The organism is Ruegeria sp. CDSB136 (assembly GCF_059610965.1).
This window is the reverse complement of record NZ_JBXWOP010000001.1, coordinates 403,152-421,308: the sequence shown is the minus strand read 5'-3', so window position 1 is coordinate 421,308 and position 18,157 is coordinate 403,152. Positions and strand designations below refer to the sequence as shown.

The following is an 18,157-nucleotide window of genomic DNA, read 5'->3' as shown; positions in this document are numbered from 1 at the left end:
CTCAGACCTTGGCCTTGTTCTTCACGGCAACCACCTTCTCGGCCAGATCGCGGGCAATGGCAAACGCGCCCTTAATCTTGTCGCTGTCTTTCTTCCAATCCCTGCGCACAACAATCTTGTTGTCCTTGACCTTCGCCAATCCGCGCTGGTTCTGAATGAAATCGACCAATCCCTGAGGCGAGGCGAACTTGTCGTTGTGGAACTGGATCGTCGCGCCCTTCGGTCCTCCATCCAGTTTGGCGATACCCGCCCGCTTGCACATCGCCTTGATGCGCACGACCAGCATCAGGGTGTTCACCTCTTTCGGAAGAGTGCCAAAGCGGTCGATCAGTTCGGCTGCAAACCCTTCCAACTCGACCTTGGTCGAGAGCGACGAGAGGCGGCGATACAAGCCCAGCCGTACATCCAGATCCGGCACGTAATCCTCGGGGATCAGGACCGGCACACCCAGATTGATCTGCGGAGCCCATTGATCATCAGCATCCGACAACCCTTCCATCTCACCGGCTTTGATCTTGGCAATCGCCTCTTCCAGCATCGACTGATACAGTTCATAGCCCACGTCGCGCATCTGGCCGGACTGCTCCTCGCCCAGCAGGTTGCCTGCACCACGAATGTCCAGATCCTGGCTGGCAAGGGTGAAACCTGCGCCAAGCGTATCCAGCGAACCCAGAACGCGCAGGCGTTTTTCAGCCGTGGCGGTCAGCTTCTGGCGTGGCTTGGTGGTCAGATAAGCATAGGCGCGGGCCTTCGAACGCCCGACCCGGCCCCGTATCTGATACAACTGCGAAAGGCCGAACATATCCGCGCGGTGCACAACCATCGTGTTTGCGGTCGGAATATCCAGACCGCTTTCCACAATCGTCGTGGCCAGCAGCACATCGTATTTGCCGTCGTAGAAAGCATTCATCCGGTCATCGAGCTCGCCAGCCGCCATTTGGCCATGAGCGATGACATAAGTCAGTTCCGGCAGCTGTTCTTTCAGGAATTCCTCGATCTCGCGTAGATCGGATATTCGCGGCACCACGTAGAAGCTCTGCCCACCCCGATAATGTTCGCGCAGCAGCGCCTCGCGGACAGTGACCGCATCGAATTCGCTGACATAGGTACGGATGGCCAGACGGTCGATAGGCGGGGTGCCGATGATCGAAAGATCGCGCACGCCTGTCAGCGACAGTTGCAAAGTACGCGGGATCGGCGTGGCTGTCAGGGTCAGCACGTGAATGTCCGAGCGCAATTGTTTCAGACGCTCTTTATGCGCCACTCCGAAATGCTGTTCCTCGTCGATAATCAGGAGGCCCAGATTGTTGAACCGAATACCCTTGGCCAGCAACGCATGGGTACCGACCACGATATCAATCGTTCCCCGCGCCAGTCCGTCCCGGGTCTGCTGCGCCTCTTTGGCCGAAACAAAGCGTGAGAGCTGCCGGACCTCCAGGGGGAACCCTCTGAAACGGTCCCTGAAGCTGGCCGCGTGCTGGCGGGCCAGCAGCGTCGTGGGCGCAACAACCGCCACCTGAACACCGGACATGGCAGCGACAAATGCCGCGCGCATGGCAACCTCGGTCTTGCCAAAACCCACATCGCCGCAGATCAGGCGGTCCATCGGCGCGCCTGAATGCATGTCCTCCATCACCTCGGCAATGGCGCGCAACTGGTCGTCGGTTTCCTGATAGGGGAAACGGGCGCTGAACTCCTCCCACGCATGCGGCGGCGGGTCCATGACCGGAGCCTTGCGCAGGGCGCGTTCGGCGGCGATGCGGATCAGCTTGTCCGCCATTTCGCGGATGCGTTCTTTCAGCTTCGCTTTCTTAGCCTGCCAGGCGCCACCGCCCAAACGGTCCAGCAGACCTTCTTCGTGACCGTATTTTGACAGCAACTCAATGTTTTCAACCGGCAGATACAGTTTGGACTGTTCCGCGTATTCCAGCAGAAGGCATTCGTGCGCGGCCCCCGCTGCCGTCACCACTTCCATCCCCATGTAGCGACCGATGCCGTGGTCGACATGAACAACAAGATCACCGGGGCTGAGCGATTGGGTCTCGGTCAGGAAATTCTCGGCCTTGCGGCGTTTTCTTGGCTGCCGGATCAAGCGGTCGCCCAGAACATCCTGTTCTGCAATCACCGTCAGACCGGGGGTTTCGAACCCGTGCTCCAGCGCCCAGACAGCCAAGTACAACCCGCGCTTGCCGATGCGAGTGCCGTCCTTCACCGGGATCGCCTCGGCCAGGCCTTCATCCTCGATCAGACCGGTCAGGCGTTCGCGGGCGCCTTCGGAATAGGACGCGATCAGAACCGGCCCCTTGGCCAGTTTATCGGTGATGTGACTGGCCAGTGCGCCAAACAGGCTGATGTTTTCCTGCTGTCGTTCGGGGGCGAAATTGCGCCCGATCCGGCCACCTGCGTCGATCACGCCCGGTCCGCTTGCCTGCGGCAACGGGCTGAACTGCATCACGCGCCGGTCTGCAACAGCCTGTTCCCAGGCCCCGTCATCCATGTACAGCAAGGCTGGCGGAGTTGGCTTGTAGACCGTGTCCATGCGCGACCGGTTTTCCAGCGCCAGCCTGCGGGTTTCATACTGATCAGCAATACTGTCCCACCGGGCCAGCCGCGCGGGCGTTACCTGATCATCCAGCAGGATCGTCGCACCGGACAGATAATCGAACAGTGTCTCCAGCCGGTCATGGAAAAAAGGCAGCCAGTGCTCCATCCCCTGATGCTTGCGCCCGGCACTGACCGCTTCGTAAAGCGGGTCATCCGTACCTGCGGCGCCGAATTCGATGCGATAGTTCTGACGGAACCGGGTGATCGCGGTTTCGTCCAGAATGACTTCAGATACCGGGGCCAGTTCGACAATTTGCAGTTTCTCGGTGGTGCGTTGCGATACCGGGTCGAACCGGCGGGCACCGTCCAGCACATCGCCAAACAGGTCCAGACGAACGGGGCCGGATTCACCGGGCGGGAATATGTCGATGATCCCGCCCCGGATGGCATAGTCGCCGGGCTCCATTACCGTGGGGCTTTGGGTGAACCCCATGCGAACCAGAAAATTGCGCAATGCGTCTTCGTCAATGCGATGCCCGACCCGCGCGGTAAAGGCCGCTTCGCGCAGGACCTCACGGGCCGGTACGCGCTGGGTTGCGGCATTCAGGGTCGTCAACAGCACGAATTGCTGCGGCATCTGATGCACCAGCGCCGCCAGGGTCGCCACCCGTGTGGCCGAAATATCGGCGTTGGGCGAAACCCGATCGTAAGGTAGGCAATCCCAGCCGGGAAACACAAAGACCGGCATTTCCGGCGCAAAAAAGGCCAGCGCGGCCCGCATCGCCTCCATCCGCTTGTCATCACGTGCGACATGGGCCACCGGACCGCCGGTCCGCGAAATCTCTTTCAGAACAAGCTGCGCGTCAAACCCTTCGGGGGCTCCGCCAACTGTTACGTGGTCCGCAGCCTTCATCGCCTCGCCTTTCCGACTTGTCTATCCCAGTGGTCCCAGAGAAAAGTTCTGATACATGCCCCAGAAGGCCGTGACCAGTATCGAAAACATGCCGATCAACTGGGTGTACAGCCTGCATCGCATCAGGGTCCGGATGACCAAGTCAGGTTTGGGGATCTGCTGCAGCCGACGCGCGGTCGCCACATACAACATGACCACGATCGACATCGGAAACATCAGCAGGAAAACAGCCTGCGCGAACTCCACCCCATAATAAAAGCCCGATATCGCAAGCCCGGTCAGCACAAAACACGAAATCGCAAACAAAATGGCACCGGACATGTCCATGATGTACAGCATGCGGTTCGTGTTGATCCGGACGATATCCATCAGGTCCGTTTCGGCCTGCCCGCCCGAGCGTCGCGCGCGCACGATCAGATCATAGGGCACGCCAAGGACCCAATGGCTCACCGATGACCACATGACAGCCAGTGCGATCCAGAACCACAGGTTCGAGAAGCTTCGCAAATCAATGACTTCGGTAATCGAAGAGTATAAGTCCAAGCCATAACCCCTTAAACATTGTCTTACGGGGTTTTGTCACAATGCCGCGTCGATTGTTACCCTTGAGACCTACGCGTTTTCATGCCACCCAAAGCACGATTGTTCAAGGAGAACGCGCCATGAAACCGACCATCGCCCCCTATCCGCTCGCCCGTTTCCGCCGGGCCCGCCAGTCTGCGGCGATCCGGGGGCTGGTCCGCGAGAATACGCTGACGCCGGATGACCTGATCTGGCCGGTGTTCGTGCGCGACGGCGAAGGGGTCGAGGAACCGGTGCCGTCAATGCCGGGCGTCGTGCGCCGATCGGTCGATCTAATCGCCCACGCCGCCGTCGAGGCGCAGGCGCTTGGCATCCCAGCAATCTGTATTTTCCCCTATACCGACAGCGCCCTGAAAACCGAAGACTGCGCCGAAGCGTGGAATCCTGACAACCTGTCGAACCGGGCCATTCGTGCCATCAAGGATGCTGCCCCCGATATCGCCGTCATGACCGATGTGGCGCTGGATCCGTACAACATTAACGGCCATGACGGGTATGTCGTCGATAGCGAGATCGTAAATGACCGCACGGTCGAAGCACTGGTGAAAATGACGCTGGCGCAGGCGGATGCTGGCGCGGATATCATCGGCCCGTCGGACATGATGGATGGACGTATCGGTGCGATGCGCCACGCGCTCGAGTCTGCGGGGCATCACAACGTCATGATTCTCAGCTACGCCGCCAAGTATGCCAGCGCGTTTTACGGTCCGTTCCGCGATGCGGTTGGCGCATCGGGCGCACTGACCGGCGACAAGAAGACCTATCAGATGGACCCGGCCAATTCGAACGAGGCGCTGCGTCTGATCGAACGCGACCTGACCGAGGGCGCCGATATGGTGATGATCAAGCCGGGCATGCCTTATCTTGATATCTGCCGTCAGGTTAAAGACACGTTTGGCGCGCCGACCTATGCCTACCAGGTGTCGGGCGAGTTTGCGATGATCCGGGCGGCGGCCCAGAACGGATGGATCGATGGCGAGAAGGTGATGCTGGAAAGTCTGATGGCGTTCAAACGCGCGGGCTGTGACGGAGTTCTGACCTATTTCGCGCCTGAGGCCGCGCGCCTTCTGCAAGGCTAAAACCCCGCCCTGTCGCAATTTTTCGCCGATTGAAGGCCCCTGACCCGCAGCTTTCCCGTGACAGCCGGGCGCAATCGGCGTATTCTTGCACACAAGATCGGGAACACCCGACATATCAGGCACTTATTACAGAGACAGGAAACATGAGCAGTTCCAATTCCCCCCGACTGGGTCGTCGCGGCTTTGCACTTGGCATGGCAGGGCTGACATTTACCGCCGCCTGCGGGAACGGCGTCGGCAACACCAACGCAGCGACCATCGACGCCCGTGTCGATGCGACGCTGAACGAAATGTACAGCAAGTACCCCAACACGATCGAGATCGCCAGCAAGGCGAACGGTATGCTTGTCATGCCTCTGATCACCGAAGCCGGGTTCATCTTCGGCGGCGGTTTTGGCCAGGGCGCATTGCGAGTTCAGGGCGCGACAGTCGACTATTATTCCGCCGTCAAAGGCTCAGCCGGGCTGCAGATCGGCGCGCAGCAATACGCGCATGTTCTGTTCTTCATGACCGAAGACGCGCTGAACGACTTCCGCCGCTCCAACGGTTGGACCGCAGGCGCAGACATCGGCTATGTGGTCGATGCAACCGGCAGCAGCGTCGGGGCCAGCACCACGACATTGCGCACGCCTGTGATCGCGGCGGTCTTTGGTCAGGCGGGCCTGCTGTTCGGGGCGACCGTCGAAGGCATCAAATACACGCGTATCATTCCGTAACACCTGGTTACCACTCCCCCTCCTGCGGAGCCCCGCCACGTGTCGTTCGCAGTGGCGGGGCTTACGTTTTTTGCGTTGACGACACGGAAATTGTTGTTCGGCTCCTCTTTCGGTTGGGATCGCCTTCCACTACTCTCGCCGCAAACGAATACGAAAAAACTGTGGGGCAAGGATGGGTCTTGTATTTCGCTGGCTGGTGCGCATCACGTCGGGTCTTGTCCTGCTGGCCGTGGCGGCGGTTGCACTGGTCTATTTCCTCGCCAGCCAGTCCCTGCCCGAATACAATCAGAACCTTAAGGTCAGTGGCCTGACCAGCCCGGTTGAAATCGTGCGCGACACATCAAACGTGCCGCATATTCTGGCCGAAAATGATCCGGATGTGTTCTTCGGCCTCGGATATGTGCATGCGCAGGATCGTCTTTGGCAGATGACCGTTATGCGCCGCACCGCGCAGGGGCGTCTGTCGGAAATTTTCGGTGCCCGTACTGTCAATATCGACAAGCTGCTGCGCCGTCTCGACCTTTATGGACTGGCCCATCGTTCTGTCGAGGTTCAGGACGACTACACCAAAGCTGCGCTGAAAGCCTACGCTGCTGGCGTGAACGCCCGGCTGAATGAAATCAACGACAAGGCCCTTGGGCGCGGCGCACCCGAGATGTTCCTGTTCAACGCCCCGGTCTCCCCCTGGCAACCGGGGGACAGCATCGCCGCTATCAAACTGATGGGCCTGCAATTGTCGGGCCATTTGCAGGACGAGGTGCTGCGCGCACGTACTTCACTGATGCTGAACAACCCGGACCGACTGGCGGACATACTGCCCGACGTTCCCGGCCCGGGGATCGCCGCATTGCCCGAATATGCCAGCCTGTTCCCCGGCTTGCCCCGATACGCGCGGGGAACGCCGATGCCTGACACCCCGCTTTCGCCCTTTCCAAAACGCGGCCTTGCCGGTGCGTCGAATGCCTGGAGCGCCGCGCCATCGCGGTCTGCCAGTGGCGGAACCCTGCTTGCGAACGACCCACATCTTGGCTTTACCGCACCCGGCGTGTGGTATCTGGCACGACTGGGGCTGGCCAAAGGCGGCGTGATCGGCGCGAGTATTCCCGGCATTCCCGCCATCATGACCGGGCGCAGCGACCGGTTGGGCTGGGGCCTGACCTCATCTTATCTGGACGATCAGGATGTCCATATCGAACAACTGAACCCGGAAAACCCCGAAGAATACCTGACACCGGACGGATACAAGACATTCCAGACCCGCCCGTCGATCATCGAGATCAAAGACCAGCCGCCCATCACTCTGACCCTGCGCTGGACGGAAAACGGCCCGGTGCTGCCCGGCACTCACTACGATCTGGAAACGATCACACCAACGGGCCATGTGGCCTCGCTTGCGTGGACGGCGCTTAGCTCGCGTGACACGTCGATGACCGCTTCGATGGCGCTGATGAACGCGGATACGGTGCAGCAGGCCATCACGGCGGCCGAAGATCTCATCTCGCCGTCGCAAAACCTGTCACTGGTGGACAAGGACACGATCGCCATGAAGTTGATTGGCGCCATGCCACAACGCGACTTGCGCAACCAAAGCAAGGGCCGCATTCCGACCCCCGGCTGGCTGGCCGAGAACCGCTGGCAAGGCCGCATGCCTTATGCCGACAACCCAGAGTTCGTGGCCCCAAGGGGTGGCGTTCTGGGTAACACCAACAACAAGATCATAGACCGCCCCTTCCCTCAGCACGTGTCGTATGAATGGGGCGACACCCAGCGTGTCCATCGCTGGGAACGCCTGATGCAGTCACGCGAGGTGCATACCCGCGACAGCTTTATCGAGGCGCAGCTCGACACCGTAAGTTTCACTGCCCGGTCTCTGTTACCCCTGATTGGAGCGGACCTGTGGTTCACCGGCGAATCCGCTCCTGTCGGCACAGCGGAGCGTCAGCGTCAGATCGCCCTAGCCCTACTGGCCGAGTGGAACGGCGAGATGAACGAGCATCTGCCGGAACCGCTGATCTATGCGGCATGGCTGCGCGCGCTGCAGAACCGGCTGATCGCGGATGAACTTGGCCCGCTGGCCAACGAGTTCAAACATGTCGAACCGCTGTTTATCGAAAGGGTCTACCGCGACATCGACGGGGCCTCGGTCTGGTGCGACGTCCGTCAAAGTGCGCCGGTTGAGACCTGCACCAACATGGCAAGACTGGCGCTGGACGATGCGCTGATCTGGATTGCCGAGAATTACGGCAGCGCCCTGGAATCCCTGCGCTGGGGCGACGCGCATCAGGCCACCCATGACCACCCGGTTCTGGGTTCGGTTCCGGTGCTGCGCTATTTCGTGAACATTCGTCAATCGACCAGCGGCGGAGACAATACCCTGCTGCGCGGCCGAACCTCGGGCGAAGGGCCCGACCCGTTCCAGAACGTACATGGCGCAGGCTATCGCGGCGTTTATGACTTCGCCGACCCAGACAGTTCGGTCTTTATTACCGCCACGGGTCAATCGGGCCATTTTCTGTCACGCTATTACGACGATCAGGCGCAACTGTGGCGGCGCGGAGAGTATCTACCAATGTCTCTGGACATCGACCTGGCCCGTGCCGCGGCCGTCGGTGTCACCCACCTGATCCCGCGTTAATACCCCTCGTCGGCAAGACCTTGCCCCTTTTTTGCGCGGACGTGGACGCAAACGGGTGTTTTCGCCTACGATCTGCGGGCGGACTATTTGGGACCGGGGGCACAGATGGCCAGTATTCAGGACAGGCTGAACAATCTCGCGCGCGACTATGCGATTGCATGGAGTTCGGGCGACGCAGATGTCGTAGCCAGTTTTTTTGCATCAGACGGCCAGATTTCAATCAACCGGGGAGACCTGATCGTAGGTCGCGCGGCGATTGCTGAAATGGCGCGTGGCCTTTTCGCAGAATTTCCCGATCTGGAAGTCAGGTGCGATATGCTGCGTTGGGCCGGAAATCACGCGATTTTTGTCTGGACGCTGGAAGGGCACCATGCGCAAACCGGAAACCATGTCGTCACCCGCGGCTGGGAAGAATGGGAACTGACGGCCGATCATGAAGTCCAGTCTTCACTGGATTGGTTCGACGCCGATGACTATCAGCGTCAAATCGACGGGCGATAGGCACAAGTCCAGACCGGGTTATTCCGAGGTAATCGAATACTTGCGTGGAATGCCTTCTGTAACCATGAACCAGCGCGAGGCTTTCATGCGTTCCTGATGTGCGTCGAACGCAGCCCGGTTTTCAAAGACCTCATGAACGTTGAACTGACCGGGGATGCCCGGATCCTCAACAACCTCGAAGGTGACACAACCGGGTTCGGCGCGCGTCAGCGCGATATGTTCTGAAAGCGCGGCACGGACCTGTTCAAGCCTTTCGGCAGGCACAGCGATGTGCCCACTCAAATAGACCTTCTTGCTGTCTTCCTTCGTCAAAACCAGACCCCGGATCAAAGAGCAGCAAATTGCGCCGCTTGCTTCGCGGTCCAAAGCACCGTGATCTCGAACCCGTTTTCGGTCTGTTGCTCGGACCGGACCACATCCTGCCGAAACAGCCACGCGCGCTTGCCGCCATCGGCAAACCCCAGCGTCAAAGTTTCCTTATGCCGCACGCCCTGCAATTTGGTTGCAATCTCGGCCAGCAGCGCCTCGACGCCTTCGCCGGTCACTGCCGAGATGGCAAAGATCGAAGCATCACGTTCCGCACGCGCCAAAGCGGCCTCACGTTCGTCGTCAGTCATCAGGTCGATCTTGTTCCAGACCTCCAGCCGGGGCCGTTCATCATCGACCCCCAGCGAGGTCAGAATGGCCTCGACATCCTGTGCCTGTGCTTCGGTGTCCTCGTGGCTGATATCGCGGACATGCACGACCAGATCGGCACCCAGCACCTCCTCCAGCGTGGCGCGAAATGCGGCGACCAGTTCGGTAGGCAGGTTCGAGATAAAACCAACGGTATCCGACAGGATCACCTCGGGGCCGTCGGGCAACTCGACCCGCCGCATGGTCGGGTCCAGCGTAGCGAACAACATGTCCTTGGCCATGACTTCCGCACCCGTCAGGCGGTTGAACAGGGTCGATTTTCCGGCGTTGGTATAGCCAACCAGCGCGACAATCGGATACGGAACCTTGGCCCGCGCGGCGCGGTGCAGCGTGCGGGTCTTGACCACCTTCTGCAACTGGCGGCGCAGGCGCACAAGCTGTTCGTCAATCGCACGCCGGTCGGCCTCGATCTGGGTTTCGCCGGGTCCACCGACAAACCCCAGGCCGCCCCGCTGGCGTTCCAGGTGGGTCCAGGCCCGAACAAGCCGCGTCCGCTGGTAGCTGAGCGCGGCCATCTCGACCTGCAACACACCTTCGCGGGTACGTGCCCGATCGCTGAAGATCTCCAGGATCAATCCGGTCCGGTCAAGGATCTTGACCTTCCACGCTTTCTCAAGATTGCGTTGCTGAACCGGCGTCACCGGGCCATCGATCAGAACCAGTTCGACCTCGTGCTCGTGCAGTCGCCCGCCTAGTTCTTCGATCTTGCCGCTGCCGAACAAAAGCCCCGGCTGGGCCCGTGGCAGGCGAACGATTTCCGACCCGACCACATCCAGATCGGGCAAAGCAGCGGCTAGTGCCACCGCTTCTTCCAGCGCCGGTCCCGGGACACGGCGCTGTTCATCTGATTTGATTTCAGGATGCAGCACCCAGGCCCGGGTGCGCGCCCTCTCATGTTCCATCAAGAGGCGTCTTCGCCCTCATACAGGCTGATCGGCTGCGACGGCATGATCGTCGAAATCGCGTGCTTGTAGACAAGCTGCGACTGTCCGTCGCGGCGCAACAATACGCAGAAATTGTCGAACCAGGTGATCACACCCTGCAATTTCACACCGTTGATCAGGAAAATCGTGACCGGAACCTTTGCTTTCCGTACATTATTCAGGAACGCGTCCTGAAGATTCTGTCTGTCCGAAGCCATATTTTTATAATCTCGCCATTGTTCTTGCTACGCGCTGCGGACCAACGCGCTCCCTCCGGGTGAGTATGGAGCGGAGTTCACAGATATTCCAGATTAAAAATCAGGCACTAATTCCTTTTGCTGACCCCACGTCAGTCCCGCCAGAGGGCCGGGGTGATCAAGGCAATGATCGCCAGTGTTTCAAGCCGGCCGATTACCATTGCTGCGCACATCGTCAGTTTTGCACCTGCAGTCATATCGATCAGCCGGATCGGAACGTCAGTTGCCAGTTCAATCAAGGGGCCGGTCGTACTCAGCGCGGCAACAGTCAGAACCATTGCCTGTTCGAACCCGGCCCCCATAGCGGCGAGCAACAGATTGAACACCGCCGCCGTAAGCGCGAACATCATCAAGAAGATCCAGGCGATGAAGGCGCCATTGGTCTGAATGCGCCGGTTCCCGCCGCCAACGCCGCTGACCGATGACGGATAGATCAGCCGGTCGATCTCGCGCGCGCCATTGAGGTATAGCGCAAACACACGCAACAGCTTGACCCCGCCGGCCGTGGTGGCGACCCCTCCCCCGATCAGGGCCAGCCCCATCAGGATCAGACCCGGTGTTCCCAGCCCCGAAAGCTGTTGCGCATCGTCCCAGTTGCTGCTTTCGAATCCTGCCGTTGTCAGAAAAGACAAGGCTGTAAATGTCATGCCCCATATCACCTTAAGGCCCTGAAGCACCGACATCTGGCCGTCGATTTCGTTCACACCAGCCAACACGCGAAAGAACAGCAGGGCTGCTACGGCAACCACGATCAACAATCCGATGCGGAATTCGGGGTCCTTATCCAGCCGGGAGTAGCCCGAGGTCGCCGTATCTGCCGAAAACGTCAGCCTTGACAATGCAAAGAACAGGAACAGGAACAGGATCGCCTCACCGGTCAAACCTGCCTGAGCCCCTTCCATCCCGCCCACCGGGGAAATGCCGGAGGTCGCCATGACCGACATCGCGTGGCTTACGGCGGTCAGGCCAACCTCACCGGCAATCAGCAGCAATATCCAGACCACCGCAGTCAGCCCTGCATAGACGGGTGTCAGGGTTCGCGCCACACGCAGCAGGCGTCCCCTTGGATCAACCTTTTCGCTTTGCGCAACACCGGAAACCGGTCGTCCCGGCTGACCCTGCGCGGTAATCTCAAATCCGCCCAAGGACAACGGCGCCAGAATCGCCGCTGCGGAAATCCACATCAGCAAACCACCCATCCAGCCCACAAACGCCCGCCACAGATGCAGCGGCGCAGTCAGGCGGTCGGGGTTCGGAAACAGGTCGGCGCCGGTTGTGGTCATCGCGCTGACCATATCAAAATACGCGTTCAGGAAGGTGGTGTTGCCAAGCGCATCGTGAAACGGGATCGCCAAAAACACGGGCAGAACGGTAAAACAGCCCAGCAGAACGGCCAACTGCCCCAATGTGCCGCGCCGAGGTATCCTGTTGGACGAGGCCAGCGCGATGCTCGCCACAAGAAACAGTCCAAGCAGGCCCGAGTAGAAGAACGATCGCGACGTGTCGTGGTCATCCAATACCAGCGCGTAGACTGCGGGCACCCACATCGAGAACGCGGTTATTCCCCAAATCAACAGAAACAGCGGCAAACGCCGCAAAAGCCCGATCCGTTGTGTCCGCGCGTGTGCCATCAGAAGAAATCGATCGAAACCTGCATCAAGCGCTCGACCTCGGGCACGTCCTTGGCCATGGCAAAGATGGCCACCACATCCTTTTCATCAATCCGCAGGCTGCCGGTCGGGCGCAGCAACTCGTCGCCCTTGCGCACCGCGCCGACCAGAACGCCTTCGGGGAAATCGATGTCGCGCAGTCTCTGCCCCGCCATGGGAGAGGTTGACAGCACTTCGGCCTCGATCACTTCCGCCTCGGCATCGCCGATGGAATAGACCTGCCGCACCCGGCCGTGACGGATATGGCGCAGGATCGAGCTGACGGTGGTCGCGCGCGGGTTAATATAAGCGTCGATCCCCAAAGGCCCCATCAGCGCCACCATGCTGGGGTCGTTGATCAGCGCAATCGCCAGCGCGCATCCCTCGGCCTTGGAGCGTACCGCGGCCAACAGGTTGGCACGATCGTCATCCGTGACGGCCAGCATCGCGTCGGCCCGTTCAATGCCTGCCTCGCGCAGCAATGCCGCATCCAGCCCGTCGCCGTTCAGAACAATCGTCCGCTCCAGCGCTTCTGCGGCCAGTTCGGCGCATCGGCGGTCGCGTTCGATGATCTTGGCGCGCACGCGGCTTTCGCGTTCTTCCAGTGTGCGAGCCACTTCAAGGCCGACATTGCCGCCACCCACAATGACGACTCGGTCTTGTTTCTTTTGTGCTTTGCCGAACACCTCCATCGTGCGCTCGACGTCATTGACGCTGGTGAAGACATAGCATTCGTCACCTATAAACAGCTGATCCTCGGATTCCGGTGCAAACAGCGTGCCGTCCCGGCGTACACCGACTACGATCGAGCTGAGCGTGGAAAACAGGTCGGTCAGCTGTCTGAGCGGCGTGTTGATGATCGGACAATCTTCATCCACTCGGATGCCCAGCAATTGCGCCTTGCCATCCATGAAAATCTCGGTGTCAAAAGCCGCCGGGGCCGACAGGCGGCGCATGGCGGCGGCGGCGACCTCGCGTTCCGGGCTGATCACCACGTCGATGGGCAGATGGTCCCGGCGAAACAGGTCCGCATGAATCGCTGTCAGATAGGATTTGGACCGAAGACGAGCGATTTTTCGCGGAATCGAAAACACCGAATGCGCCATCTGGCAGGTGACCATGTTCACCTCATCCGAGTGGGTCGCGGCGATGATCATGTCTGCATCGCGGGCCCCGGCCCGTTCCAGCACATCCGGATAGCTGGCAAAGCCTGCGATACCCTGCACGTCCAGCGTTTCGGTCGCGCGTCGCACCAGATCAGGATTGTTGTCCACCACTGTCACGTCGTTCAGTTCGCCCGAAAGGTGCCGTGCAATCTGCCAGCCGACCTGACCCGCACCGCAAATGATGACCTTCATGTTCCTGGCCCTTCTGCCTGAAATCTTTGAATGACAGATGGCCCCAAAGCGGTCAATTGAATTGTCATGGAACAGGGAGTGAGGCAAGATATGCACATGAAAACAATGCTACGCGCCTTTATTCCTTTATTCTTGCTGTCTTCTTGCGGGCCTCTGTCACTCTATTACCGCGAAGGTGCCAGCGTGGCGCGATTGCAGCAGGAGACCACGCAATGCCAGGTAAAGGCCCTGAATGAAGTGCCTGTTGCCAACCAGGTCCGGCAAAGCCCACCCGTCTATTGGCCGGGGCGCACCTATTGCGATGGTCGCGGCCACTGCTACCGTTCACCCGGATGGTGGGAGCCCGGACGCGTCTACACCGTCGATGTAAATCAGGACCTGCGCAACACGGTCGAGGCGCAATGCATGGCCAAAAAGGGTTTTCGCCCGGTCAGCCTGCCATCTTGCAAACAAGCGGTGAAATCCCGGGTATCGCTGACCCGTACGACAACCCTGCCGCCGCTAAGCAACGAGTCCTGTTTCGTGAAGTTTGACGACGGGTCGTTTCAGATCATAACGCCGGGTCACACCGGCTGAACCGGCGGATTATTCCGCCGGCTCCGGTTCATCCAGTTGCGCGACACGCGCGCCGGATTTGTTCGATGTGACCACGCCAAGCGACTTCAGTTTGCGGTGCAGCGCACTGCGCTCCATCCCGACGAAACTGGCGGTGCGGCTGATATTGCCACCGAACCGGTTGATCTGTGTTAGCAAGTATTCCCGCTCGAACGCCTCGCGCGCTTCGCGCAACGGCAAAGTTGCCAGCGCGCCGGACAGAACCACGCGACCAGAATCTTCGGCCTTTTCCTCGTCGTTGGGCAGTTCCCGCGCCTCGATCGGGCCGGTTCCATCCCCCAGGATCAACACGCGTTCGATCAGGTTTTTGAGCTGACGCACATTGCCCGGCCATGTCATGGTCTGCAGCAGTGCAATTGCCTCATCCGACAATTCGCGAACGGGCAAGCCCTGCGCTTCGTTGCACATTTCTATAAAGTGCTGCGCCAATACCGGAATGTCCTCGCGCCGGTCTTCTAGAGACGGCACTGCAATCGGAACAACATTCAGGCGATGATACAACTCTTCCCGGAACCGTTCAGCCGTGATTTCTTCTTCCAGGTCCCGATTGGTCGAAGAGATGACGCGAAGATCTACCCGGACCTTGTCGGTTCCGCCAACCCGCTGAAACTGCTGATCCACCAGAACCCGCAGAATCTTGGACTGCGTGCCCAATGGCATATCGGCGACCTCATCAAAGAAGATCACGCCGCCATGGGCTTCCTCAAGCAGGCCTGATTCAACACCGCGTTCCGATGTCTCGCGGCCAAACAGCACCTCTTCCATCCGCTCGGGCTCGACCCCGGCGCAATTCACGGTCACGAAAGGCGCATTGGCACGATTGGAATGTACGTGGATATAGCGTGCCGCGATTTCCTTGCCCGACCCGGCAGGGCCGCTCAGCATCACGCGGCCGTTGGACTTCGTCACCTTGTCCAACTGGCCCTGCATCGCACGGAACGATGCCGATTTGCCGATCATGTCCGAGCAACTGACCTCCTTCCGCTTGAGCGACGCGTTTTCGCGACGCAGACGCGAGGTTTCCATCGCGCGCCGGATCACCACCATCAACTGGTCAATGTTGAATGGCTTTTCGATAAAGTCATAAGCGCCCTGCTTGATGGCTGCCACGGCAATCTCGATATTCCCGTGACCGGAAATAATCACAACGGGCACGTCCGGGTTGTCGCGCTTTACCGCTTTCAGGATGTCGATCCCGTCCATTCGGCTGTCCTTGAGCCAGATGTCGAGGATCAAAAGACCCGGAGGTTCAGCGTTGATCGACGCCATGCAATCGTCCGAATTGCCAGCAAGTCGGGTTGAATAGCCTTCGTCCTCCAGAATGTCGGACACCAGCTCGCGAATATCGCGTTCGTCATCTACGATCAGAATGTCGCTCATCTTTGGCCTGCTTTCAGTTTGTTGGTTTTAATAGCCTGCTTCTGTGGCGCGACTGACGGGGAAACACTGCCCCCAGGTAACCGGATCACGGCCATTGCGCCAAAATGGTCCTGTCCGTCAAATACGGGCGCGTCTTCCAAAGTCAGCGCTCCGCCATGTTCTTCGATGATCTTCTTCACGATGGGCAGGCCAAGGCCGGTGCCCTCGTCGCGGGTGGTCACATAGGGTTCAAACAGACGCGCCCGGTCTTCCGGCAGTCCGACCCCGTTGTCCGCGATGGTGATCTGCGTCCCAGCATCATCTGTCGACACCTTAACCTTGATCTGCGGTTTCAGGTTTTCAGGTGCACCTTTTTCCTTCAAGGTTCCAATAGCTTCGCCCGCGTTCTTTATCAGGTTGGTAAGGGCCTGATTCAACATCGTCGCATCCACATCCGCCGGAATCGCGTGATTGGGCAGATCTACATCGATCTGCACATCCGGCTGCCCGGCCTGCTGGAGCAAAACGGCCTCGCGCACCAGATCAACGATGTTTTCCTCGCGCCGTTCCGGTTCAGGCATGCGAGCGAACTTCGAGAATTCGTCAACAATGCGCCGCAGGTCGTTCGTCTGCCGGACAATGACATCCGTCATCGATTCCAGGCTGCTGCTGTCCTCCTCGTCCAGCTTGCGCGAGAACTTCCGCTTGATCCTCTCGGCGCTCAACTGAATCGGGGTCAGAGGGTTTTTGATCTCATGCGCGATCCGGCGCGCCACGTCGCCCCAGGCTGCCATCCGCTGCGCGCTGACCAGGTCGGTCACGTCGTCAAAGGCAACCACATAACCTTCCAACCCGCCATCCTCACCGCGCCGAGTAGCCATGCGGACCAGAAGGTTCTCCAACTGGCCCTTGCGGGTGACTTTTATCTCTTCCTGAACAGCCTCTTGCCCGCTTTCCTTAAGGTTCTCGAACAAAGGCAGGAACTCGGGTACCGCGATACCGATCGCCAAAAGTTCTTCGCCCCGCGACCAGTCCAGCAGACGCTGGGCGGATCGGTTCACAAATGTAACGCACCCGTCAGGATCAACTCCGACGACCCCTGAGGTTACAGAACTGAGCACTGAATCGAATAGGCGCCGACGGTGTTCGATATGGCGAGTGTTTTCCAACAGCGTGTCCCGCTGGCCTTTCAACTGGCGGGTCATCTGGTTGAAATACCGACCCAGCATCGCGATCTCGTCATCGCTGGCCTCTTCAATAACCTGAACGCTCAGGTCACCCGCGCCAACACGCTGCGCTGCTGTGGTCAGGCGGCCCACCGGGCGAGACAAGCGTTCAGCAAACCACATGCCCAACGACATCGCCGCCAGGATCAGGATCACCGCGAAACCCAGATACAACAGGCCGAATTCAAACAGCACCCTGCCCCGTTCGCTTTCAAGCTGCTGATAGAACTGCGCTGTTTCCTTGGTGTCATCCAAAAGGGTCAGCAATTGCCCGTCCACATCACGGCTGACATAAAGGTAACGGTCCAGATACGCCCGCAGAGGGACCAGCGCCCTGAATTCGCTGTTTTGCCAGTCCGCGATGATCAGCAGGCCCCGGTGGGTCGCGTTCGCCAGTTGCTCAGCCGTGGGTTCTTCATAGTTGAACAGATACGACCTGTCGCCCCGGGCCCGGATATCGCCGCTACCGTCAATGACATAAGCTTCACGCAGGCCACGCTGAATCTGCGACTGGCCCTGGGCCAGAACTTCGCGCAACTCAGCGTCAGAAATATAATAATCCAGAGACCGAGCATTATCCAAAAACCGGGCCAGAACGGTCGCGTCCTGTGTCAGGCCCTGACGGTGTTCTTGTTCATAGGCTTCGGCCGCACTGAGCGACGACCCGACAACTTCGCGCACACGATCCGAAAACCAACCCTCCAGACCGATATTCACGGTCAGTCCGGCAAAAATCGCCACGGTCACAGTCGGCACCAGCGCCAGCAGCGTGAACGCGCCGATCAGGCGCAAATGCAAACGGGAACCTGCTGACTTGGCGCGTCGGGCCGCGATCAGACTGCCGACCTGACTCAGTACAAGTGCGGCCACGACCAGCACATAGACAAGGTCGGCCAACAGGATCAGGCGCAATGTCGGCGCAGCCGAACCCAGATCGAACGGACCAATGACAAGATAGGTGGCAAGCGCCAGTGCTGGCCCCAGAAGAACCAGCCCCAAGGTGCCGAAATTGCGCAGTTTTCGGGATTTTCGCCATCGATTAATCGATGGTATTGGCCCGCTCTGTGCCCGGGTTGCCACCGTCTGCCCTCATCCTGATGTGCC

General features: G+C 59.5%; 14 protein-coding genes. 5 read left to right on the top strand and 9 right to left on the bottom strand.

The features are described from left to right. Position 1: 1 nt before the first annotated feature. Complete coding sequence (mfd, locus tag AC2FIR_RS02145; RefSeq protein WP_496743903.1) at positions 2-3,457, bottom strand: transcription-repair coupling factor; 3,456 nt, start codon at positions 3,455-3,457, stop codon at positions 2-4. Positions 3,458-3,478: 21 nt separating this feature from the next. After that, positions 3,479-4,000, bottom strand: a complete 522-nt coding sequence (locus AC2FIR_RS02140) for a component of SufBCD complex (RefSeq protein ID WP_170610777.1) — start codon at positions 3,998-4,000, stop codon at positions 3,479-3,481. Between the two features lie 119 nt (positions 4,001-4,119). Here AC2FIR_RS02140 and hemB point away from each other — a divergent pair, with 119 nt between their 5' ends. From hemB to AC2FIR_RS02120, 4 genes are all read left to right on the top strand, one after another. Further along, positions 4,120-5,118 carry a porphobilinogen synthase gene (gene hemB / locus AC2FIR_RS02135; RefSeq protein WP_496743901.1) on the top strand — a complete coding sequence of 333 codons (999 nt, stop codon included), beginning with the start codon at positions 4,120-4,122 and terminating at the stop codon, positions 5,116-5,118. Between the two features lie 143 nt (positions 5,119-5,261). Beyond that, positions 5,262-5,834: a lipid-binding SYLF domain-containing protein gene (locus AC2FIR_RS02130; protein WP_170610771.1), complete on the top strand. Its 573-nt coding sequence runs from the start codon at positions 5,262-5,264 to the stop codon at positions 5,832-5,834. Positions 5,835-6,006: 172 nt separating this feature from the next. After that, complete coding sequence (locus tag AC2FIR_RS02125) at positions 6,007-8,469, top strand: penicillin acylase family protein (RefSeq protein ID WP_496743898.1); 2,463 nt, start codon at positions 6,007-6,009, stop codon at positions 8,467-8,469. Positions 8,470-8,574: 105 nt separating this feature from the next. Continuing rightward, complete coding sequence (locus AC2FIR_RS02120; RefSeq protein WP_480905440.1) at positions 8,575-8,970, top strand: SgcJ/EcaC family oxidoreductase; 396 nt, start codon at positions 8,575-8,577, stop codon at positions 8,968-8,970. Positions 8,971-8,988: 18 nt separating this feature from the next. Here the strand turns inward: AC2FIR_RS02120 and AC2FIR_RS02115 are convergent, their stop codons facing one another. The 5 genes from AC2FIR_RS02115 to trkA all read right to left on the bottom strand — a co-directional run bounded on the left by AC2FIR_RS02115 (position 8,989) and on the right by trkA (position 13,853). After that, positions 8,989-9,282: a putative quinol monooxygenase gene (locus AC2FIR_RS02115; RefSeq protein ID WP_170805602.1), complete on the bottom strand. Its 294-nt coding sequence runs from the start codon at positions 9,280-9,282 to the stop codon at positions 8,989-8,991. Positions 9,283-9,296: 14 nt separating this feature from the next. Continuing rightward, a complete protein-coding gene (hflX, locus tag AC2FIR_RS02110) occupies positions 9,297-10,568 on the bottom strand; it encodes a GTPase HflX (protein ID WP_480811651.1) in 1,272 nt (423 codons plus the stop codon). Next, positions 10,568-10,807: an RNA chaperone Hfq gene (hfq, locus tag AC2FIR_RS02105; protein WP_010440340.1), complete on the bottom strand. Its 240-nt coding sequence runs from the start codon at positions 10,805-10,807 to the stop codon at positions 10,568-10,570. The genes hflX and hfq overlap by 1 nt, the downstream gene beginning before the upstream one ends. A gap of 131 nt (positions 10,808-10,938) precedes the next feature. Beyond that, on the bottom strand, positions 10,939-12,477 hold the full coding sequence (locus AC2FIR_RS02100) for a TrkH family potassium uptake protein (protein WP_170610757.1): 1,539 nt from the start codon (positions 12,475-12,477) through the stop codon (positions 10,939-10,941). Then, positions 12,477-13,853 carry a Trk system potassium transporter TrkA gene (gene trkA / locus AC2FIR_RS02095; protein WP_480910823.1) on the bottom strand — a complete coding sequence of 459 codons (1,377 nt, stop codon included), beginning with the start codon at positions 13,851-13,853 and terminating at the stop codon, positions 12,477-12,479. Before trkA ends, AC2FIR_RS02100 begins: the two co-directional genes overlap by 1 nt. Before the next feature lie 96 nt (positions 13,854-13,949). Here trkA and AC2FIR_RS02090 point away from each other — a divergent pair, with 96 nt between their 5' ends. Further along, a complete protein-coding gene (locus AC2FIR_RS02090) occupies positions 13,950-14,429 on the top strand; it encodes a hypothetical protein (protein ID WP_496743895.1) in 480 nt (159 codons plus the stop codon). A gap of 9 nt (positions 14,430-14,438) precedes the next feature. Here the strand turns inward: AC2FIR_RS02090 and ntrX are convergent, their stop codons facing one another. Together ntrX and AC2FIR_RS02080 are read right to left on the bottom strand one after the other, a co-directional pair. Continuing rightward, positions 14,439-15,848: a nitrogen assimilation response regulator NtrX gene (gene ntrX / locus AC2FIR_RS02085; protein WP_496761852.1), complete on the bottom strand. Its 1,410-nt coding sequence runs from the start codon at positions 15,846-15,848 to the stop codon at positions 14,439-14,441. After that, a complete protein-coding gene (locus AC2FIR_RS02080; RefSeq protein WP_496743893.1) occupies positions 15,845-18,133 on the bottom strand; it encodes a sensor histidine kinase NtrY-like in 2,289 nt (762 codons plus the stop codon). Before AC2FIR_RS02080 ends, ntrX begins: the two co-directional genes overlap by 4 nt. Positions 18,134-18,157: the final 24 nt, after the last annotated feature.